Source organism: Liquorilactobacillus uvarum DSM 19971 (genome assembly GCF_001434935.1).
GTDB lineage: Bacteria > Bacillota > Bacilli > Lactobacillales > Lactobacillaceae > Liquorilactobacillus > Liquorilactobacillus uvarum.
Window position 1 is genome coordinate 33,350 of the sequence record NZ_AZEG01000010.1, and the last position, 20,076, is coordinate 53,425.

At 39.3% G+C, this 20,076-nt stretch carries 24 protein-coding genes; all 24 read left to right on the top strand.

What is annotated here, in order from left to right; translation table 11 throughout:
• The first annotated feature begins 13 nt into the window (after positions 1–13).
• The 24 genes from fliJ to FD20_RS06500 all read left to right on the top strand — a co-directional run bounded on the left by fliJ (position 14) and on the right by FD20_RS06500 (position 20,071).
• Entirely contained in the window at positions 14–436 is a 423-nt protein-coding gene (fliJ, locus tag FD20_RS06385) for a flagellar export protein FliJ (protein WP_083489062.1), read from the top strand.
• Positions 437–455: 19 nt separating this feature from the next.
• Positions 456–2,147: a flagellar hook-length control protein FliK gene (locus tag FD20_RS06390; protein WP_057736874.1), complete on the top strand. Its 1,692-nt coding sequence runs from the start codon at positions 456–458 to the stop codon at positions 2,145–2,147.
• An 18-nt stretch (positions 2,148–2,165) separates the two neighbouring features.
• Positions 2,166–2,588, top strand: a complete 423-nt coding sequence (locus tag FD20_RS06395) for a flagellar hook capping FlgD N-terminal domain-containing protein (protein ID WP_057736877.1) — start codon at positions 2,166–2,168, stop codon at positions 2,586–2,588.
• A gap of 8 nt (positions 2,589–2,596) precedes the next feature.
• Positions 2,597–2,962 (top strand): TIGR02530 family flagellar biosynthesis protein, encoded by a 366-nt coding sequence (locus tag FD20_RS06400; RefSeq protein ID WP_057736989.1) that lies wholly within the window; start codon positions 2,597–2,599, stop codon positions 2,960–2,962.
• Between the two features lie 80 nt (positions 2,963–3,042).
• Complete coding sequence (locus FD20_RS06405; protein WP_057736879.1) at positions 3,043–3,906, top strand: flagellar hook-basal body complex protein; 864 nt, start codon at positions 3,043–3,045, stop codon at positions 3,904–3,906.
• Positions 3,907–3,949: 43 nt separating this feature from the next.
• On the top strand, positions 3,950–4,156 hold the full coding sequence (locus FD20_RS06410; RefSeq protein WP_057736881.1) for a flagellar FlbD family protein: 207 nt from the start codon (positions 3,950–3,952) through the stop codon (positions 4,154–4,156).
• A gap of 19 nt (positions 4,157–4,175) precedes the next feature.
• Positions 4,176–4,676 carry a flagellar basal body-associated FliL family protein gene (locus FD20_RS06415; RefSeq protein ID WP_057736884.1) on the top strand — a complete coding sequence of 167 codons (501 nt, stop codon included), beginning with the start codon at positions 4,176–4,178 and terminating at the stop codon, positions 4,674–4,676.
• 18 nt (positions 4,677–4,694) lie between these two features.
• The gene (locus FD20_RS06420; RefSeq protein WP_057736886.1) at positions 4,695–5,060 is read left to right on the top strand and encodes a flagellar biosynthetic protein FliO; all 366 of its coding nucleotides are present in this window, start codon (positions 4,695–4,697) and stop codon (positions 5,058–5,060) included.
• Positions 5,057–5,824, top strand: a complete 768-nt coding sequence (gene fliP / locus FD20_RS06425; RefSeq protein WP_057736888.1) for a flagellar type III secretion system pore protein FliP — start codon at positions 5,057–5,059, stop codon at positions 5,822–5,824. Before FD20_RS06420 ends, fliP begins: the two co-directional genes overlap by 4 nt.
• 18 nt (positions 5,825–5,842) lie before the next feature.
• A complete protein-coding gene (gene fliQ, locus FD20_RS06430) occupies positions 5,843–6,106 on the top strand; it encodes a flagellar biosynthesis protein FliQ (protein WP_057736890.1) in 264 nt (87 codons plus the stop codon).
• A gap of 32 nt (positions 6,107–6,138) precedes the next feature.
• On the top strand, positions 6,139–6,897 hold the full coding sequence (locus FD20_RS06435; RefSeq protein ID WP_057736892.1) for a flagellar biosynthetic protein FliR: 759 nt from the start codon (positions 6,139–6,141) through the stop codon (positions 6,895–6,897).
• Positions 6,898–6,906: 9 nt separating this feature from the next.
• The gene (flhB, locus tag FD20_RS06440; RefSeq protein WP_057736894.1) at positions 6,907–7,974 is read left to right on the top strand and encodes a flagellar biosynthesis protein FlhB; all 1,068 of its coding nucleotides are present in this window, start codon (positions 6,907–6,909) and stop codon (positions 7,972–7,974) included.
• A gap of 29 nt (positions 7,975–8,003) precedes the next feature.
• A complete protein-coding gene (flhA, locus tag FD20_RS06445) occupies positions 8,004–10,085 on the top strand; it encodes a flagellar biosynthesis protein FlhA (protein ID WP_057736895.1) in 2,082 nt (693 codons plus the stop codon).
• A gap of 49 nt (positions 10,086–10,134) precedes the next feature.
• Positions 10,135–10,845: a FliA/WhiG family RNA polymerase sigma factor gene (locus tag FD20_RS06450; protein ID WP_057736897.1), complete on the top strand. Its 711-nt coding sequence runs from the start codon at positions 10,135–10,137 to the stop codon at positions 10,843–10,845.
• A complete protein-coding gene (locus FD20_RS06455) occupies positions 10,842–11,543 on the top strand; it encodes a flagellar hook-basal body protein (RefSeq protein ID WP_057736900.1) in 702 nt (233 codons plus the stop codon). The genes FD20_RS06450 and FD20_RS06455 overlap by 4 nt, the downstream gene beginning before the upstream one ends.
• A 16-nt stretch (positions 11,544–11,559) precedes the next feature.
• Positions 11,560–12,339: a flagellar hook-basal body protein gene (locus tag FD20_RS06460; protein ID WP_057736902.1), complete on the top strand. Its 780-nt coding sequence runs from the start codon at positions 11,560–11,562 to the stop codon at positions 12,337–12,339.
• A 16-nt stretch (positions 12,340–12,355) separates the two neighbouring features.
• Complete coding sequence (locus tag FD20_RS06465) at positions 12,356–13,066, top strand: cell division ATP-binding protein FtsE (protein ID WP_057736904.1); 711 nt, start codon at positions 12,356–12,358, stop codon at positions 13,064–13,066.
• A 162-nt stretch (positions 13,067–13,228) separates the two neighbouring features.
• Positions 13,229–14,527, top strand: a complete 1,299-nt coding sequence (locus FD20_RS06470) for a methyl-accepting chemotaxis protein (RefSeq protein WP_057736906.1) — start codon at positions 13,229–13,231, stop codon at positions 14,525–14,527.
• Between the two features lie 51 nt (positions 14,528–14,578).
• Positions 14,579–15,073, top strand: coding sequence for a chemotaxis protein CheW (locus FD20_RS06475; RefSeq protein WP_057736908.1), 495 nt, complete (start codon positions 14,579–14,581; stop codon positions 15,071–15,073).
• On the top strand, positions 15,054–15,551 hold the full coding sequence (locus FD20_RS06480) for a chemotaxis protein CheD (protein WP_057736910.1): 498 nt from the start codon (positions 15,054–15,056) through the stop codon (positions 15,549–15,551). Before FD20_RS06475 ends, FD20_RS06480 begins: the two co-directional genes overlap by 20 nt.
• A gap of 17 nt (positions 15,552–15,568) precedes the next feature.
• Entirely contained in the window at positions 15,569–16,603 is a 1,035-nt protein-coding gene (locus FD20_RS06485) for a protein-glutamate methylesterase/protein-glutamine glutaminase (RefSeq protein WP_057736912.1), read from the top strand.
• A gap of 4 nt (positions 16,604–16,607) precedes the next feature.
• Positions 16,608–17,381: a CheR family methyltransferase gene (locus tag FD20_RS06490; RefSeq protein ID WP_057736914.1), complete on the top strand. Its 774-nt coding sequence runs from the start codon at positions 16,608–16,610 to the stop codon at positions 17,379–17,381.
• A 24-nt stretch (positions 17,382–17,405) separates the two neighbouring features.
• Positions 17,406–19,484: a chemotaxis protein CheA gene (locus tag FD20_RS06495; RefSeq protein ID WP_057736916.1), complete on the top strand. Its 2,079-nt coding sequence runs from the start codon at positions 17,406–17,408 to the stop codon at positions 19,482–19,484.
• Positions 19,484–20,071: a chemotaxis protein CheC gene (locus FD20_RS06500; RefSeq protein ID WP_057736991.1), complete on the top strand. Its 588-nt coding sequence runs from the start codon at positions 19,484–19,486 to the stop codon at positions 20,069–20,071. The genes FD20_RS06495 and FD20_RS06500 overlap by 1 nt, the downstream gene beginning before the upstream one ends.
• Positions 20,072–20,076: the final 5 nt, after the last annotated feature.

Below are 20,076 nucleotides of genomic sequence, written 5' to 3' on the forward strand. Positions count from 1 at the left end.
GAGAGGATCAGCGATTAAACGTTTTGAATTTTCATTAGGGAATATTCTTGAGTACCGGAAGCAGAACGAACAGAACATCAAGCAGGGTTATACTGCACTTCGCCAAGAGTTAGCCAACAAAGAAAATGAAATGGAAAGATTAAGTACCGAGAAATTTAATCTGATGGATGTCGGAGAATTGACTGTTGGAAGAATGCAAGTTCAGCAACGGTATCTAATCGAATTGGATCGGCAGATTGGAGAAATAAAAACAGAGTCGTTGGAGTTGCAAAATAGGGTTGAAATGGCTCTTCAAGAAGTGGTTCAGGCACAAAAAGAACGTAAAGTACTTGAAAAACTTGAAGAAAAACAGCATTTGATATATCTCCAGGAAGTTAAGCATGAGGAGCAAAAGCAGCTTGATGAGATGGGAAATCGTTCTAAATTTGCTTTTTAATTTGAAAGGAGGTGAATAAATGCAAAAGATAAGTTCAAAAGATATTAATACTCCAGCATCAAACGCTGACAAAAAAGCGACTCCGGATATCAAGAATGCTGGGAACTTCAAAAAAATTTTAAAAAACTACAATACGAAAAAGACAGTTTCAACAGTCCAGGAACAGTTGTCCAACAAGAAAAAGGAAGAATTACCTGGAGAAGATATGACTGAAGAACAATCGGAAAATCTGGTAGAAAAAGATCAAGCCCAAGCAGATTCGGATAAATCTGTTACAACAAATGAAAAGAGCGGCGTGGACAAAGATAAAGGCCAAAATGAGAACAGTGCCGCTGGAAGCATATCTTTAACAGTGATACCAACAATATCGCAAGATACAACATCGACAAAAACAGTGCAGTCTGCAAGTGCGAAAAAAGTACCGGGAGAAAATACTGTAAAATCCAATGAACATTTAAATTTGGAGATTGACAAGCAAGCTCAAACGGTGCTTGCGGGTACTACTGATACTGATAAAACAGCGGTCGGTTCTTTTGAAGCTCAAGCAGAAGCAGCTGGTATAGAGATAAAAGCAACGGCTACCACTCAAAATACGGATGCTAAAGTAGCAGTTGTCCAGCAAATTGCTGAAATATCTGATAGAACACCGCAGCAACCTGAGGTTATCGCAGGTCAGACTAATGAAACAGCACAAGAAACAACACCGATTGGGGCAGCAACTGGCACTGAAAAGGATAAGAAAGTTGCAGAAGGTAAGCAGACAACAACGAAAACTGATTCGAGTATTGTGAAAACAGACACACCAATCTCTGAAAATGAACAAAAAATTGTATTAGATGTGCAGTCAAATGAGATAAAAGAAGCTAAAAAGAACTCAGATTCGAAAATTTCTGAAAATTTGATCAATGAAATTTCAGATAATAAGAGTACAAAAACGTCCAATTTTGAAGTTTCAGATAATACACAATATCCGGCAACTGATGTGCAAACGAAGGAAACAAATGCCGCTAAAAATAATTTGGCAGGTGATAATGATGAATCAGCAGTGGATATTACCCAAAAACCTGCTGAACTTTCTGTCAACACTCCAGTTTCTAAGTCTCCAGAAATCGTCAAGCAAATCGTTGTTGCACAATTTACTCCTGTTGAAGCGCAAAGTTCACTCGTTGCTGATTTACGGCCAACACTGCAAACACCAGTAACTGCAGCCGCGAATACGGCGGTAAAGAGCAGTAACTTATTAACTGCAGAACAAACTTCTGAGATAACACGTCCGATTGTGCAGAGTTTGAAAACGATGGCTACTGGATCAAACAAATCGATGACACTGCAGCTGTTACCTGAAAACCTTGGAAAGGTCAGAGTTTCTCTGAGTGTGACAGATCAACAGGTACGTTTAGAATTCAAAGTCCAGAGTGAACATACAAAGCAGTTGCTGGAGTCCATCTCAAACAAGCTGGAGCAGGTTTTGAAAAATCAAGATACAGGCGGTAATGTGGTTAATGCTAAAGAGGCTGCAGCGCCGGCTAATAATTTCGATTCGCTCCAGATGGATCTTTTGAATCAGCAGTCACCGCAAAGGCAATTCGAGCAACAGACGTCCAAACGGCATGCTAGAGGGGGTCTTTACCAGGCAAAAATGGAAACTCAAAAGGCAAAGAAAGATACGAAAGAAGAAAAAAGCAAAAATACAATCAGTATTTTAGCTTAACATGGGAGGCTGTATATATTGAATAACACAATATCTGATGCTGTTCCATCAATTGCTGATGCAACGGCTTATAATACCACTAAAAACTCTTCAGGTGTTTCAATGGAGTCTTTCCTTAAAATCATGGCCGCATCGATGAGCAATCCTTCAATGAGTGGTAGTGATTCGGGAAGCAGTGGCAGCGGAACTGACTATGTCTCACAGCTTGCACAGTTTACAACACTTGATCAGCTGAATGCGATGGGGAAAAACTTAACAAGCTCTGTTATGATCATGCAGCAGCAAGAAGCATTCAACCTTTTGGGAAAAAATGTAACGCTCAATGACGGTGGAAGCAATATCACAGGCAAGGTCGATAAAGTACGCTTTGAAAATGGATATGCAACTTTGGTCGTAAACAACAAGGAATACAGCATGAGTACATTGAATGAGGTTGGGTGATTCAATCGATGTCAATGGAGATTTCGCGGGTCCATGATCCGGCGCTGACAGCACAGAATATCGTTTCGCAAAAAAAAGAACAAAATGCGGCACTTTTTTCAAAAGTATTGGATGAAAAAAAGCAAAGCGTCAAACTTTCAAATCATGCGCGCAAACGATTAACAGCACGGGATCTGCACCTTCATAATGATGATTATCAACAAATTTCAAATGCACTGACTGAATTGGAACAAAAAGGCAGTAAGGAATCCTTGCTGCTATATAAAGACATGGGCTTGATTGCTAACATTCATAACCGTACGATCATCACGGCAATGAATATGCAGGAAATCAACACAGTAACCAACATAGATAGTACGAAATTTATAAAATAAATAGCTGGACTGAAAAGGGGCTATAGCATTTTCAGAATGACAGAAGAAAATGCGACAAATTAATTTAGGGGGAAATAATAATGTTAAGATCACTTTACTCAGGTGTTAGTGGAATGAAGAACTTGCAGACAAAAATGGATGTTGTATCAAATAACATTGCGAACGTAAATACAACAGGTTACAAATCAAGTCGTGTATCCTTTCAAGATATGGTGAGCCAAACGATGTCGAATGCAACTGCACCTACTGGCAATGGTGGTGGTATCAATGGAAAACAGATCGGCTTAGGGGTTCAGACTGGTTCGGTCGATACTTCCACGGGCGCAGGCGCACCGCAATCAACAGGAAATCCGACTGACCTATATATCGGTGGTGAGGGTTACTTTGTGGTTCAAAACTCTGATAACGGCACTTATTACACAAGAGATGGCTCTTTTAAACTCGATGCTGACGGAACACTTGTTAACTCAGGCGGTTTGAAAGTAATGGGGTACGCAACTTCTGGTGGTGCACAAGTTGAAGGTGGGACACCAACTTACAGTGAAACGGGTACACCGATTACGATTGCTTCTCAAATCGGAGGACAAAATTACAGTAATAACTCATTAGCGGTCGATGAGAATGGAACTGTCACTGCTAAATACGGCAGTCAAACCTATGTGATTGGAAAGGTTGAATTGGCAACGTTCTTTAATCCAGGAGGCTTGCAAAAAGTGGGTGGAAACAATTATGCAGCAACAGCTAATTCAGGCAACGCGGTTCTTGGACAAGCAGGCGAAAATGGCAGTGGAAACATTCAATCCGGCAAACTTGAAATGTCAAACGTTGATCTTTCAAATGAATTTACAGAAATGATCATTGCAAATCGTGCTTATCAAGCCAATGCAAGAAGCATTACAACATCAGATGAAATGCTGCAGGAATTAATTAATTTGAAGAGATAATCGGGCGGTTCTAAATAACAATTTATAAAAAGGGTGGATGTATATGATTGCCTTGGTTTCAATGAATGGTAACTCGTTTTACCTGAATCCTGATTTAATTTACCGTATTGAAGAAACACCTGACACGGTAGTGATCCTGACTGATGGCAAGACCTTGATCGTCAAGCAATCCGCAGAGGAGATTGTTGATCTGATTATCGAGTATCGGCAAAAAATCTTTCAAAAGCTCCCGAAAGATGAAAGAAAATAAGAGATAGAGTTGGTGAATTATGGCAAAGGAAAATGAAGAAACAGAAGGTCGCAAAAAAAGCGGACTCAAGTGGATTGTTATTCTCCCACTGATTTTGATTATTGCTGTAGGAGGCGGAATTGGCGGAACGATTCTAACTTCGAAGTTTCTTTCGAATGAGAAAACTGAAGCCGCCAAACAAAGTAGCAATACTGCGAAAATTTCCAGCAAACAAGTTATCGTTCCAGTAAAGAAATTCCTAGTGAATTTGGCGAATGATGGATCAGGGAGTGATAAGTATGCTCGAGTATCGCTTTCACTTTTAGTGGCAAATTCAGATAACAGTAAAAGTGTTAAAAAAAATACAGCAGTTGTTCGTGATAGCGTGATTAATGTTTTACGTCAGAAAAAAGCAGCAGATATCTTAAATTCTGCTGATAGTATTCCGAATTTAAAGACCGAGTTGAAGGATAATATCAATCGTGCTTATGGACAACAAATTGTTCAAGAAGTGTTTGTGACAGACCTGGTTGTGCAGTAAAGAAAGGGGGGCTGGCTAATGGATATCTTTTTTTCACTTATCAAAATAAGTGTGTTTTTGCTGATTATTATTTATTTAATCAACGTTTCACTTAAATACTTGAATAAATATACTAATCAAACCAACAGCACGTTTCGAATTTTGCGGAAAATTGCTGTTAGCAAGACCTCCTCAATCGGAATAATTCAAATTATTGACAAATATTATGTTATGAGCTTTTCAGAACAGAAAAATGAGATTTTGAAAGAACTAACCGAGGAGGAAGCGGGGAAATTTCTTGCCTCAATCGAACAAGTCTCAAGGAGCAAGAATGCACCTGAATTTTCAGATATTTTGCGGAAAGTCACTAAAAAGTTGTCAAATAAAAAAGGAAGTAGCAAATGAGAAAGAAAACAGCAACGCTGGTTGCAGCAGGAGCAGCTGCCTGGGGGTACTTTATTTTAACCCCTGTCGATGTTTTAGCAATCAGTACAAATGATGTTACATCGACTGTTAACAATTTATTATCCAGTGGAAATGGCTCAAACCAGATCATTAATACCTTTTTGCTGCTTACCCTTTTATCAGTTGCGCCGATCTTACTGGTTATGACGACTTCTTTTACACGTATCATTATGGTTTTATCGTTTGCTCGCAGCGCCTTGGGGACACAGCAAAATCCACCTAACCAGGTCTTGATAGGGTTAGCGTTGTTTTTAACATTCTTCACGATGCGGCCCGTTTATACGGACATCTATAAAGATGCGATTGTTCCATACAACAAACAGGAAATATCTCAAAAGCAGGTTTTTAATCGCTCTGAGGTGCGTATGAAGGGATTTATGTATAAACAAACAAGAAACAAAGATATCCAGTTATTTTTAGATGCATCCAAAGATAAGCATCACTACAAGTCATACAAAAAGATTCCAATGACTGTGATGACTCCTGCTTTTATTATCAGCGAATTACGGACTGCGTTCAGCATTGGGTTCCTGTTATTCATCCCCTTTTTGATAATTGATATGGTTGTTTCAAGTATCTTGATGTCGATGGGGATGGTTATGCTGTCGCCAGTCATGATAGCATTGCCGTTTAAAATTTTGCTGTTTGTAATGGTCGACGGCTGGTATCTGTTAGTTGAGTCGCTTATTCGAAGTTTTTACTAGGAAGTAGGAACGTGATTTATGACAGTTGAGATGGTTTTAAACGTAGTACGGGATGCATTTATTCGGATTATTTTAATCGCAGGGCCAGCTGTTTTAGTAGGAATGATTGTCGGATTCGTGATCAGTATCTTCCAGGCAACGACCCAGATTCAAGAACAGACACTGAGTTTTGTGCCTAAGTTGATCGCAATTTTTGTTACGTTGATTCTAGCAGGAAACTTTATGCTGAATATTCTGCTTGAGTTTACAAAGTCAATTTTCAAAATGATTTCTTCATTATAATGAAGAATTATAAATAAATGAGGTGAAAAAAGATGGCCCAAGTTCAGATGGGAGCATTGATTCTTTGCCGTATCATGTCATTTCTCGTCATTGGGCCGGTTTTTTCACAACGTGATTTCCCGAATATGGCAAAACTGGTTGTTGGTTTCAGCCTGGTAATTGCGGCATTTCCAGCTGTCGGCAGTTACAAGGAAGTCTCAATGATTTTATTCTCGTTGGCAGCGGTCAAGGAAATTTTGTTTGGGCTCGCGATGGGATATTTGAGTCAATTGGTTTTTAATGCGGTAATGATGGCGGGACAGATGATTGATTTTCAAGTGGGTTTCTCAATGGCGCAAGCTTATGATTCGACGATGCAGATGATGACATCTCAATTCGGGAAATTATACTATTGGCTTGCTCTATGTGCGTTCTTTATGCTGAATCTACATCAGCAGATGATTTTTGGAATTTTGGAATCTTTCAGGATTGTTCCCCTAGGGGCAATTGTACTTAAAGGTTTTACAGTTGATGGAATTGTTAAATTATTTGCACAAACAGTCGAAATGTCTTTGAGTTTGGCAGCACCGCTGGTCGTTTCAGTTCTTGTAATCGATCTTGTTTTAGGGATTATTTCGAGATCAATTCCGCAGATCAATGTCTTAATGTTAAGTTTATCGGTCAAGACAGCAGTTGCATTGATTATTTTTCTGCTGCTTTTGCCGAATTTGATGAGCTTTTTAGGCACGCATTTAGCTGAATCAATTTCCGACATGATGGAGTTTGTCAGGTCTGTCCAACAAGCGAGGTAAAAGATTGATATGGGAGATAAAGATGGTAAAACAGAACGCCCGACTGCCAAGCGTTTAAAAGACGCGCGCAAACGAGGCGAGGTTCCAAAAAGCCAGGAATTGAATGCAGCGTTGGCTTTATTGGTTTTCGCAGTCATTATGGTACCATCTTGGGAATTTGTCCTCAATCATTTTATGCCTTATATGGTCCAGATGATTCAACAGGTTGGAAGATTTAAGGTCGAGTATCGAGATCTTTCCAAGGTCGGGATTCAGGCAGTTTTGATGATCTTTTTATTGTGTGCACCTTTTATGGTTCTCAGTATGGCAGTTGGATACTTAGCCAATCTTTTTCAGGTTGGCCTGCTGTTTACATCAAAACCGATAAAGCCAGATTTTAAGAAGATCAACCCACTGAACGGGTTTAAGCAGATGTTTGGATTACGAGCAATCTTTAATATGTCTAAAACACTTGCCAAGTTTGGAATAATTGCGTATCTCTGCTATCAGAAATTTATTCAAACGATTCCTATCTTGATTAATCTCAGCTCAGTTGGCACGGGCAAGATCCTCCTTTTTGTTTTGGATTTCGCCAAAGACTTGTCTTTAAAAATTGCATTGGTGCTGCTGGCCCTGTCATTGGCTGATTATATGTACCAACGCTATACGCATATTAAGAGTTTGCGAATGACAAAACAGGAAATTAAAGAAGAATTCAAGCAAATGGAAGGCGATCCTAAGGTCAAGTCTCAACGAAAAGCCAAGTATCAGGAAATGGTGCGCAATGCGGTCGCAAATGTAAAAAAAGCAACAGTTTTGATTACTAATCCAACGCATTTTGCTTTAGCAATCAGATATGATCCTGAAAAGGATGAAGTCCCGATTCTACTGGCCAAGGGGGCTGATCAGTTGGCTCAGCGAATGAAGGCAGAAGCACGCAAAGAGCACATACCGATGATTGAGAATCGACCACTGGCACATGCATTATACAAAAAAGTTGAACCAGGACAGTTTGTTCCAGTTGATATGTATGAATCTGTTGCGGAGATTATTGCACTAGTCTATCGCTTAGAAGAAGAAAGCAAAAATAAAATTTGATCGTTCGATTATAAGGAGGAACTGAGTGAATGCAAAAGGCAGTCAAAAAGAAAAAACGCGGCAGAAAACTAAATTATGCTGATGTACTCGTCTCATTTTTAGTTGTGGGAATTATTGGTTTGATTATTATTCCTTTGCCGGCACCTATTTTAGATGTCTTGATTGTTATCAATTTAACGGTGGCAATGAATATCTTATTGATAACTTTATTCACAAAGTCAGTTCTGGAATTTACAACGTTTCCAACTCTACTGCTGATTACCACGATGTTTAAATTGGGATTGAATATGTCATCAACACGTCTGATTTTAACTAACGGAAATGGCGGAAATGTAATTGATGCTTTTGCCAATGTTGTGGCCGGCAGCAACTATATCGTCGGAATTATTTTGTTCGTGATTATTATGGTTGTTCAATTAGTTGTTGTGACAAATGGTGCGGGAAGAGTTTCTGAAGTATCAGCTAGATTTACATTGGATGCAATGCCTGGTAAACAGATGGCAATTGATTCAGATCTTAATTCAGGTCTAATCAATGAAGAAGATGCAAGGAAACGGCGCAAGGATTTGCAGCGTGAGGCCGATTTTTATGGCTCAATGGATGGAGCCAGCAAATTTGTTAAGGGCGATGCAATCGCGGGAATTCTGGTCACTCTGATTAATTTAATTGGCGGAGCAATTATTTTCTCTGTTAAGGGAGATATGTCTGTCACAGAGGCATTGTCGCAGTTTGGAAAATTAGCAATTGGTGATGGTCTTGTAAGTGCTATTCCTTCTTTGCTTATTTCAATTGCATCCGGGGTTATTGTAACGCGTTCTGACAATAATAGTTCTTTTGGCTTGGATATTGCGCGTGATGTTGTACGGTACCCACAATTGTTCAGAATTGTCGGCGTTATTTTGATGGTGCTGTCGGTTATTCCCGGTTTTCCATTTATCCCATTTATGCTGATTGGAATATTGATGTTTGGGGCTAGCATGCTTGTCAAACAGCGGGAAGAAAAAGCTGTTATGCAACGCAAAAAAGAAGAACAAACGCTAGCGCTTCAGCGTAAAAAAGAGACACAAGATGAAGAAGAATCGGTTTCATCATTTCAAGTTGAACCAATTGCGATCGAGATTGGGTATGGTCTGATTCCAATCGTCGATAGTTCGGTTGACAACAGCTTAATGAGCAGAATTGTTTCAATTCGAAAGCAGACTGCTCGTGAATTAGGAATATTAGTGAATCCAGTACGTATTCGCGACAATCTTTACCTTGAATCCAATGATTATTCGATCAAGATTCGTGGCAATGAAGTCGGAAAAGGCGACATTTATCCAGATAAGTTTATGATTATTAGTCCTAATGATGAGCCCTTTCCATTTAAGGGGATTCCAACTAAAGAACCTGCTTTCAATCTGGATGCAATGTGGATTGATGAAAAAGACAAAGAAGCAGCTGATCTGCAAGGCTTTACGATCATTGAGCCATTAACAGTGATCGCTACGCATTTAAAAGAGATCATTTATGCCCATGCACCTGAATTGTTAGGTCGTCAAGAGGTCAAAAAACTGCTTGAAGGAATTAAGGATCAATATAACGTGGTGATCGATGAATTGATTCCCGACATTTTACGGCTGGGAGAAGTTGAAAAAGTGTTGCAAAACTTGCTTGAGGAAAAGATTCCGATCAACGATCTTGCAACTATTTTGGAAACCTTGGCTGATTATGGTGTCGTAACAAAAGATACAGAAGTTTTGACAGAATACGTCAGACAGGCACTTAAACGAACGATTGCGAACAAATATTCGGATGAGAATAATCAGTTGAACGTTGTGACGGTTCATCCTAAAGTTGAGGAACTTATCATGCAAAGCATTCAAAAAACGGCAACGGGCTCATATCCTGTTTTGAAACCTGAATCTGTTAATAGGATATTAAGTGCTCTTGGGAAAATTCAACAGGACATGATGGTCAAAGATATATCATTTGTTGTTCTAACATCACCTAAAATCAGACTGGCTTTTCGAAAATTAATTTCATTCAATTATCCTAACATGGCAGTTCTTTCATTGAATGAAATTCCAAATGAAATTGCGATCGAAACAGTCGGAAATATCAATATTTAATGGGTAGTATCGTCGCGTAGAAACTCTAAGCGTGAAAGGGGATGTTTTTGTGTACGAAACAAGTATAGAAGATGAAGTCTTAAAATACCTGCCGCTGGTTGAGCGTGTGGCTAATCGAATATCAATTAAAAGTACTGAATATGAATATGGAGATCTGTATAACATTGGAGTAATCGGCTTGATGGATGCATTAAGAAAGTTTGATGCAACTAAAAAGGTTCCTTTTGAAAGTTATGCAACGATTCGTATCAAAGGTGCAATTATCGATGAAATTCGAAAACATTCAAAAATTTCACGCTATAAAATGACGATCGTTAATCAGTTTTATAAAGCAAAACAGGAATTGGAACAAAAATTCAAGCGCGAAGTTACAGATAGAGAGATCTGCAAAGAGATGAATATTGATGCCGGCCAATTGGGAAACATCTACGATAGCATTCATTATCTAGCAAGTATTTCTCTTGAAGATACACTTTTTTCACATGCAGATGAAGGAATCTCACTGCAAGATATGATTCAAGACAAACTGGCTCAAAATGGTGAGGAGACCCTTTTAAAAGAAGAACGCAAAAAAGCACTGATAAGCAGCATAAAAAAATTATCAGAACGTGAACAGCTTGTTTTGAGTTTATATTACGAAGAAGAAGCTACATTAAAGGAAATTGCGGCTGTTTTGGATATTTCGATAGCCCGTGTCTCGCAGATCCATGGGAAAATCATAATCAAATTAAAGAATCTTATTAGGGAGGAATTATCATGATACGTGCGCTTGATACGCTTCGAAAAAGTGTGGATATACTGCAAAAGCGGCAGGAAACTGTTAGCGGTAATATCGCAAACGTTAATACAACGGGGTATCGTGCCAAACATCTTTTTCAAAGTACTTTAAAAGAAGTTCAACTACACAATTATCAAGGTGGTTCGAATGCAAACCAAAGAACTGAAATCGGTGGTTTCACATTTGGTAATCAGTTAGACGGTTCGTATCTTGATGATACCAAAGGCGCGCTGAAGCAAACTGGAAGGGCAACGGATTTTGCAATTTCAAATGATGGCTATTTCACGGTTAGGATGCCTAGCGGACAGGAAGCTTATACCAGAAATGGTAATTTTAATCTTAATGAACAGAATCAGTATGTTACGCAGGAAGGCTATACAGTGCTAAACACTGCCGGACAGCCGGCAACAGCGGAAAATGATAATTTTCGTATCACTACTTTTGACGACCAGCAGGGGTTACAAGATGTTGGAAATACATATTTTACAAGTAATGTTCAAGGTCGAACAGTCCAAGACGCAGATGTGCATCAGGGCTATCTGGAACAATCCAACGTTTCAACTGCTGATGAAATGGTTTCTCTGATTCAAACAGGCCGCGAATTTGAAGCTAATCAGAAGATCCTTAATTCCAACAATGAAACGTTGAATAAGGCAGTGAACGAATTAGGAAAGATATGAAGATGAGGTTAGAGCAATGAATATGAATAGTCTTTTATCAATCAATAAGTCCGGTTTGAATGGATTGCAAAAAAGTATGGATGTCGTCTCGAACAATATTGCTAATGTTAATACAGTAGGCTATAAGAGTCGCGATACCAGTTTTCAAGAACTTTTGAATAATCAAACGACTGCTCAGGAAGTTTCGTTGAGTCCCCAAGCAACAAATACTGCTTTAAATGAAGGCTTGGAAGTCAATCAAGAAAATATCAACTTTGCTCAGGGAAGTCTTCAAAATACTGATTCGCCATATGATATGGCGATCGAAGGACAAGGTTTCTTTGGAGTTTATGATCAGAACAACAATCTGCTGCTGACTAGAGATGGCGACTTTCATCGTAATGGCAACGGCGAACTTGTTAATCAGCAAGGCTATCGTTTGTCGATTGATTCATCTGTGCCTCAAAATAGTTGGCCTAAAGGAAACGTCAGAATTGATTCTAATGGAAGTGTCAATGTTCAAGATGGCGAACGGACTGTTCAAGTCGGAAGAATCCCTCTTTACAGCCCCAACAACACGAATGATTTGCAGTCCATAGGCAATAATCTTTATCGCGTTGCCAATGGAGCACAATTGAATACGGCATTCAATGGCGGGTTAGGGAGTATTCAACAGTACCATTTGGAGAACTCAACCGTCGATCTATCTGATTCGATGAGTAATATGATAATTACGCAGCGTGCATATGGATTGAATGCGAAAGCGGTACAGGCAACCGATGATATGCTGAGCGTCGTTAATAAATTCTCTGAATAATTAATGGAGGAATAAATTGATCAGTTTAAAAAATGTCAATAAACAATATAGCGAGCGCGTCAAAGCTTTGATTGATATTTCTTTCAGTGTGAAGCAAGGGGAGTTTGTTTACCTCGTTGGTCCCAGCGGAGCAGGTAAGTCAACTTTGCTGAAGTTATTAACGCGTGAGGAAATGATGACAAGCGGTTCAATCAAGATGGGGAATATGCAGGTTGAAAAAATTGCATTGAATAAACTGTATTTGCTGCGCCGTCAAATTGGAATCGTTATGCAAAAAGATCTCTTTATTCCATACTATTCAGCTTTTGAAAACATCACATATTGTTTGGAGGCACTGGGAGTAATGGGGCCTTTAAAAGAAGAAAGAGGATTGGAAGTTCTTGAATTAGTGGGTATGGCTGCATACAAAGACAAAATGCTGCAAGAACTTTCGATCGGACAACAGAAAAAAATTGCAATTGCCCGTGCAATTGTGAATAACCCCTTTGTGCTGATCGCTGATGAACCGACCGCTAATTTGGACACAAAGTCGTCTGCCGAAATCATGAAACTGTTTTTCCGTTTGAATCAAAGAGGGACAACAGTAATAATGGCAACACACGACAGTACAATGGTCAATTCGATTAGAAAGCGTGTCCTTGAGTTACAAGGGGGCCGTTTGATCCGTGATGATCACGATGGTGGGTACACAAGTTATGCTGATCCGAAAGATATTTATGTCTGGTGAGAGTTGATGCTTAAAATTTTATGCGAAATTGCCGATAGTGAAAGTAAGGGATTGCTATTATCAAATTCAAAAAAGGAGAGCGGAATTTACAAAGAAAAATTGAATAGCATCTTTGAATTTTAAATACTTTAATTAAGTATGTCTATTGGAAGGGGTATAACCATGGGTAAAAAAGTTTTGAACTTTATTAAGAAATTAAAGCTGCGTCCACTGATCCCAGCGGGGGTGACAGCATTGATTCTGATTGCATGTTACTTTTTCATTGTTAGGGGAACAGGCGATGCGCAAGCGGCAAATAATTTTATTGTTTTTGGAGTAATAGTTGTAGTTATCTATGCAATAGCAAGTGAAGTACTTACATTGATAGCAAATGGTGCATTTTATACTGAGATGAAGAATCTGCAAAAAATACTTGATGCAGTTAGCTCAGGAGATATGTCGCAATTGGACAAATTCAGATCCAGCAACAATGATAATCCGATTATCGCTAAGGTCAAGGACGGTTTTCATGGTGTTATCAATGCATTTGTTGCAATGATTATCGGGATTAAAGAAGAAAGCGGACATATGAACGATATTGCAGGAACATTGGCAACGATGTCCAAAAAATCTTCAACAGCAATTGAAAATATTCGTTCAACGATGAACAGCATCGCGGATGCATCCACTTCACAAACGACGGAAGCTGAACAAACTGCGAGTGATATGCAGAAGCTGGCATCCAACATTGAGGAGATTCATAAAGAAGTTGGCCGAATGAGCGGTTATGCCGAGAAGGCTCAAGAAAGCAACACTAAAAACACAGATATGATGGTTCATGTTTCAGAGAGCTGGGAACAGGAAAGAAACGGCCAATCTGAGATAGTTGAAGAAATGGATAATATGAACAAAGATATTCAGAATATCGGCAATATCGTTCAATTAATAAATGATATCTCAGAACAAACAAATTTATTGGCACTTAATGCCTCAATTGAAGCTGCCCGTGCGGGTGAAGCAGGCCGCGGTTTTGCAATTGTCGCTGAAGAAGTACGAACTTTAGCTGAAGAAAGTGGAAAGTCTGCTAAAAATATTCGCGATATTATTGAAGTTATCAGAGGCAAGTCAGAACATATGACTACTGCTTTGAACGACTCATATACCAGTGGCGAGAAGCAGACTGAGAATGTCAATAAGGCAATTGATTCTACCAAAGAGATTTCTGGAATGGTTGAAAAATTTGTTGAAAGCATCCAAGCTATCGAGAAGCATATCGTCGGTGTAGTTGAAGAAAAGGATACTGTCACACAATCAGTTGAGAATATTACTTCGGCTATTTCTGAAACCTCTGCTGGAACACAGGAAGCAACTGCAAATGTTGAGGAATTCTATAACATCGTTAAGAAGTTTGAGTCGTCTGTCAAAGATATCGAAGATATTGCTAGCGTTCTGAAATTCCAGGTTGACAGTTTCAAAGTTTGATCGTTTTAAAAGTGATTTAAAATTACATTTTCAAGGAAAGGATTGGCGCTAATGGAACAATATGTGGTATTCAAAAGTCATAAACAGCTGTTTGCAATGCCGGTCAAAGCTGTTACACGTGTGATCGAAGCTAGCAATTTTATCACTTTACCTGAAGTGGCAGACTATATTTTGGGCGTATATGAGTATCAGGACCATATGATCCCCATTGTAGATTTGCGGAGAAAGCTCTTCGGGCAATACACTGAATCCTCTGATGATAATAAGGTGATTCTATGTGACTGGAAAGAAAATTCGTTAGGTATTTTTGTTGAAAATATTCTAGGAATTTCTTATTTGGAAGAAACAAATTATGAAAAAGAACTAGCGAAAGCTGATTTAAAACGCGGCTATATTGACAAATTTTTGAAACTTGAAGACAAAGTTGTGATTTCAATTAGATTAGATTATCTTTTTGATAATCGGCAGGAGTCAGAATTGTTAGCAACAGTTGATCAATTAAATGCTGATAAAGGTAATGCTAGTGATGGAACTGATTCAGAATGAAGTCAGAGTAGGCATCGCAGACTATAAGATAGCTCAAACACCGTCTAAGCTGATAACAGTCGGACTAGGTTCATGTATTGGAACTATTATCTATGATGAGCAGGCTGGAATTGCAGGGTTGAGTCATATTATGCTGCCTGATAGCCACCCGTTTGCAAAAAAGCAGGCATTGAACACTGCAAAATTCGCCGATCTTGCACTTCCAGAGATGGTAGGCAAACTTAAGCAAAAGGCACCGCGTGCGCGCTTTAAGGCTAAAATTGTCGGAGGGGCTAATATGTTTGGTTTCAATGCTCTCTCTAAGACAGGCAATATTGGTCAACGAAATATTGAAGCAGTAGAAGAAATGCTAGAAGAGTTAAGGATACCGCTCATTGCGAGCCATGTGGGAGGAAATAGCGGACGAACAATGATCGTTGATTTAAAGAATTTTGAGACGATGGTTCGTATTGTACACCACGATGCAGTATATATATGAAGGAGCTATTGGGGAGAATGAATATTTTAGTAGTTGATGACTCTGCTTTTATGCGCAAAATCATTGTTGACTTGCTTAAGGATATGCCTGGAATTGAGGTTGCTGGTACTGCACGCAACGGAAAACAAGCGCTGGAAGCTCTCAGTTCTCAGAAAATCGATCTAGTGCTGATGGATGTTGAAATGCCGGTAATGGGCGGGCTAGAAGCGTTAAAGAATATAAAAGAAACAATGAACACTCCAGTCATCATGTTGAGTTCGCTGACTAACAAAGAAGTTACGATCGAAGCCTTAGCACTAGGGGCGAATGATTTTGTTGAAAAACCAGTTAATTTAATGGCTATTCAGGATGAATGGATTCTTGATTTCCATATGAAAATCAAGAGCGTGGGATCTAAGGGCAAGCCGTTTGTAAAGATGGATGCAGCCAGTGTAAAGGCAGTTTCAAGTAGGAATGCTGAAACTGGGGAAAAAATTGCAAGCAGTCAATTGGCAACGCATATCAGAGCACTGGTGATTGGAGCGTCGACCGGTGGGCCACGAGCGTTATTAACTATTATTCGTTCTCTTCCAGTTGCGACAAAAGTACCGATTTTTATTGTACAGCATATGCCAAAGGGGTTTACGAGTTCTTTTGCACAAAGAATGAACCAAGAGACAAACATTTCAGTATGTGAAGCAGAAGATGGAATGATAATCGATCGAAAGGTTTATCTTTGTCCAGGTGATTACCACATGACCCTTAAAGATGGCAAGATAAGACTGAATCAAAAGCCCAAACTGCATGGAACTCGTCCAGCGGTTGATTATCTTTTTACATCTGCAGCACAAATTTACCGCAGAAATCTAGTTGCGGTTTTGCTGACAGGAATGGGCAAGGATGGAACGGTTGGAATGCGTGATATACAGGAAAACGGTGGTTATACAATTGCTCAAAATAAAGAAACCTGTGTTGTTTTCGGGATGCCGAGGAATGCAGTTGAAAACCATGTTGTAAATGAGGTTCTTGATTTGGATTCGATCGGACGCAAAATTAGGCAGATAGTTGGGTGACAAAATGAAATTGAATTTCGAGTTTTTTAATGATTGGGTGCAGCACAGACTGGGTATTCGGCTTGAGGCATACAAAGAAAGACAGATGCAACGCAGAATATCCAACATTATGGAATCAGCGGGAGCTTCTTCGCTTGAGCAATATGCCAAGATCTTGGAAGCTGACAGTGTTGCGCGTCACGCTTTTGTTGAACATTTGACGATTAATGTTACTGAGTTTTATCGCAATAAAAGTATTTTTGATATGTTTGAACAGAGATTGATGGCGCAGATTGTTCCTAAGTTTGAACGTCCAAAGATATGGAGTGCGGCGTGCTCGATTGGTGCTGAGCCTTATACCTTAGCAATGATTTTGGCTAAGAATAACATTACTTCGGGCAGAATTGTTGCGACTGATATTGATGATGAAATATTGAAAAAGGCAAAAGCCGGTCTTTATCAAAGCACTGAGGTCAAGAATGTTGCAGCAACCGATTTGGAGAGGTATTTCAACAAAACGGCCGAGGGCAAGTATCAAGTTAGCACGACTTTAAAAAATAAAATTACGTTTAAAAAACACGACCTTTTGAAAGATCGATATGAAGACAACTGCCATGTGGTAGTTTGCCGCAATGTTACGATTTATTTTAAACCTGATGCTCGTGATGAAGTTTATCGCAAGTTGAGTGAGTCACTGGTTCAAGGTGGAATTTTGTTCACTGGAGCAACTGAAACGATCAGTCTTGCGGATCAGATTGGACTAAAAAAAATAGATTCGTTTATTTATCAAAAGATTTAATGAGTAGGAAAGGAGTTGAAATTAATGGATGATAACAGCGTTTATCGCAGTTTGTTTTTTGAAGAAAGTGACGATAATCTTCAACAATTAAATGACAATGTTTTAGAACTAGAGAGCGAACCGGATAATATGGATCTTGTCAACGAAATCTTTCGTGCGGCCCATACACTAAAGGGTATGTCTGCAACAATGGGTTATGATGTGATGACAAAGTTGACGCATAAGATGGAAAATCTGTTTGATTTCTTTAAATCTGGCAAGCTTAAGGTAAATAGTGATTATATTTCGCTGATCTTTCGCTGCTTAGACCGTTTATCTCAATTAGTGGAGGATCTGCGTGATGAAAAGGAACTGAGTCAGGATCAGATCAGTGACTTGCTAGAAGAGCTTGAAAAGGTTGAGGAAAGCGTCAATGGGAGTGATCAGGTTGCAAAGACTCCAGAAGAAGAACAGGATACTGGCGCATTGACGAATGTTTTTGAACATTTGGAAGAAGCTGATCTGGACGTTATTCATCAAGCAATTACAGGTGACTATAAAGCCTATAGCATTGCGATAAGAATTGATAAGGAATCATTACTTAAAGGACCGCGGGTCTTCTTAATTATGGAGAAGCTTGAGCAAGAGGGTGACGTTCTCCATACTGAACCAAGTGTCGATATTCTTGAAGATGGCGACTTTGACACTGATTTCAGACTTGTTTACTTGACTAGAGATGATCTAGATATGGTCAAGCACAACGTTGAGAGCAACAGTGAAATCGATGAAATGATTGTTGAACCATTTGATGAAGAAAAACAAAAAAATGCTGAAAAGCAGCAGGTAAAAGCACCAAAAATAGAAAAAAAAGCGAAAGTACAGCAGAAAAAAGCACCTGCAAAAGCTGCTCCAAAAACTAAGTCTAAGCCACAAAAAAGTAGTAAGCCTTCAGCTGCGCATCAGCATGCTAATGCGCGCAATCAATCCATCAGAGTCGACTTAACAAGGCTGGATCGCTTTTTGAATCTGGTATCAGAATTAGTTGTTTACCGCAATCAGCTGGATGATGCCAGCACACGCAATAATGCTGATGCAATGCGGGATGCGTTGGAACAAGTCTCACGGCTGACTTCAGAATTGCAGGACCTTGTGCTGAAGATCAGGATGCAGCAAGTTAGTGTTGTCTTCAGTCGTTTTCCACGCATGGTGCGTGACCTTGCAAACGAATTGAACAAAGAAATGGAATTGGTGGTTGAAGGGGAAGAAACTGAACTGGATAAAACTGTTGTTTCTGAGCTTAGTGAACCATTGATTCATTTGCTGCGCAACTCGTCTGATCATGGGATTGAAGCACCTGATATCCGTGAAAAAGAAGGTAAGGATCGCAAAGGAACAATCAAACTGTCAGCTTACCAAGAAGGAAATCGGGTCATTATTACACTCGAGGATGATGGTAAGGGCCTTGATCCAGCTGTTATTAAGGAAAGCGCTGAAAGCAAGGGAATCAGTACTGAAGGAATGTCTGATGATGAAATCAAAAAATTGATCTTCCATCCCGGCTTCTCAACAGCTAAAGAGATTACGAATATTTCTGGCCGCGGTGTTGGTCTTGACGCAGTGCAAGCAAAAATCAGCGAACTTGGTGGCTCACTTGAAATGAAGAGCGAGCTCCATGTAGGAACTAAGTTCATTATCAAGCTTCCACTGACCTTGTCGATTATCCAGGCCTTGATGGTCAGAATTGGCAATGAAAGTTTCGCAGTTCCATTAGATGTAGTTGAAAGAGTTGTCATGCTTAAAGAAGACGAGATTGTCAAGACAACTAATCAAGAGGTCTATCGTTTTCAAAATGGCTTGATTCCAATTATTCGAACAGACGAACTGTTACAGATTGAACCCGATCCTAACAAGAAAAAATTTGCAATCATTGTTAAGATTGATCAGAAATATTATGGCATCTTGGCCGATGAGCTGATTGGGCAGCAGGAAATTGTTATTAAAAAGATTGATCCAATGCTGCAGAAGATCAACAAGTATCAAGGAGCAACGATTTTCGGTAACGGGTCGATTGCCTTGATCCTAGATGTCAATGCTATCTGCAATGAGAAAAAAGGTACTGAATGATGGCATACTCAGAGTTGGAATTAGACGGTCTGAAAGAAGTTATCAATATTGGTGGCGGGCATGCCGCAACTAGTATTTCTAAATTAGTTAATCAGAAAATCGATATGCATGTTCCAGAAATTAGCATTTTAAGTTATCATGAATTGTACGAACAGGTAATCGCCGATGACGTTGAGGTCCATGCAGTAGTCAGCAGTATTGTTGGAGATTACAACGGAATGATCTTATTTGTTGTTTCAGATGACTCGGCAGATAAGTTGTCTGAACTGATGCTTGGAACTAAGACTGATGATATCAATGTCAAGATGTCAGCAGTCAGCGAGTTGACGAATATTATTTCGAACTCTTTCTTGGGTGCTATCGGGAATTTATTAAATGTCCAATTAGTATCTGCATTACCAGTGATTCAAGACGATTATTTTGGTGCGGTCATCAGCAGCGTCTATATGGCCCTTGATCAGTATGATGACCACATCATGGTGATCAGAAACGAATTTACTTATTCTGAAGAAAAACTAGATGCGTCGTTATTTTTTATTCCAGAAACGGGCGTATTAGAACAAATACTAAAATCTTTAGGAATCTGAGAGGA

Coding starts and splice junctions, on each gene's coding strand:
- FD20_RS06390 (WP_057736874.1), top strand. CDS start 456: ATGCAAAAGATAAGTTCAAAAGATATTAATACTCCAGCATCAAACGCT.
- FD20_RS06400 (WP_057736989.1), top strand. CDS start 2,597: ATGTCAATGGAGATTTCGCGGGTCCATGATCCGGCGCTGACAGCACAG.
- FD20_RS06405 (WP_057736879.1), top strand. CDS start 3,043: ATGTTAAGATCACTTTACTCAGGTGTTAGTGGAATGAAGAACTTGCAG.
- FD20_RS06410 (WP_057736881.1), top strand. CDS start 3,950: ATGATTGCCTTGGTTTCAATGAATGGTAACTCGTTTTACCTGAATCCT.
- FD20_RS06415 (WP_057736884.1), top strand. CDS start 4,176: ATGGCAAAGGAAAATGAAGAAACAGAAGGTCGCAAAAAAAGCGGACTC.
- FD20_RS06420 (WP_057736886.1), top strand. CDS start 4,695: ATGGATATCTTTTTTTCACTTATCAAAATAAGTGTGTTTTTGCTGATT.
- fliP (WP_057736888.1), top strand. CDS start 5,057: ATGAGAAAGAAAACAGCAACGCTGGTTGCAGCAGGAGCAGCTGCCTGG.
- fliQ (WP_057736890.1), top strand. CDS start 5,843: ATGACAGTTGAGATGGTTTTAAACGTAGTACGGGATGCATTTATTCGG.
- FD20_RS06435 (WP_057736892.1), top strand. CDS start 6,139: ATGGCCCAAGTTCAGATGGGAGCATTGATTCTTTGCCGTATCATGTCA.
- flhB (WP_057736894.1), top strand. CDS start 6,907: ATGGGAGATAAAGATGGTAAAACAGAACGCCCGACTGCCAAGCGTTTA.
- flhA (WP_057736895.1), top strand. CDS start 8,004: ATGCAAAAGGCAGTCAAAAAGAAAAAACGCGGCAGAAAACTAAATTAT.
- FD20_RS06455 (WP_057736900.1), top strand. CDS start 10,842: ATGATACGTGCGCTTGATACGCTTCGAAAAAGTGTGGATATACTGCAA.
- FD20_RS06460 (WP_057736902.1), top strand. CDS start 11,560: ATGAATATGAATAGTCTTTTATCAATCAATAAGTCCGGTTTGAATGGA.
- FD20_RS06470 (WP_057736906.1), top strand. CDS start 13,229: ATGGGTAAAAAAGTTTTGAACTTTATTAAGAAATTAAAGCTGCGTCCA.
- FD20_RS06475 (WP_057736908.1), top strand. CDS start 14,579: ATGGAACAATATGTGGTATTCAAAAGTCATAAACAGCTGTTTGCAATG.
- FD20_RS06480 (WP_057736910.1), top strand. CDS start 15,054: ATGGAACTGATTCAGAATGAAGTCAGAGTAGGCATCGCAGACTATAAG.
- FD20_RS06485 (WP_057736912.1), top strand. CDS start 15,569: ATGAATATTTTAGTAGTTGATGACTCTGCTTTTATGCGCAAAATCATT.
- FD20_RS06490 (WP_057736914.1), top strand. CDS start 16,608: ATGAAATTGAATTTCGAGTTTTTTAATGATTGGGTGCAGCACAGACTG.
- FD20_RS06495 (WP_057736916.1), top strand. CDS start 17,406: ATGGATGATAACAGCGTTTATCGCAGTTTGTTTTTTGAAGAAAGTGAC.
- FD20_RS06500 (WP_057736991.1), top strand. CDS start 19,484: ATGGCATACTCAGAGTTGGAATTAGACGGTCTGAAAGAAGTTATCAAT.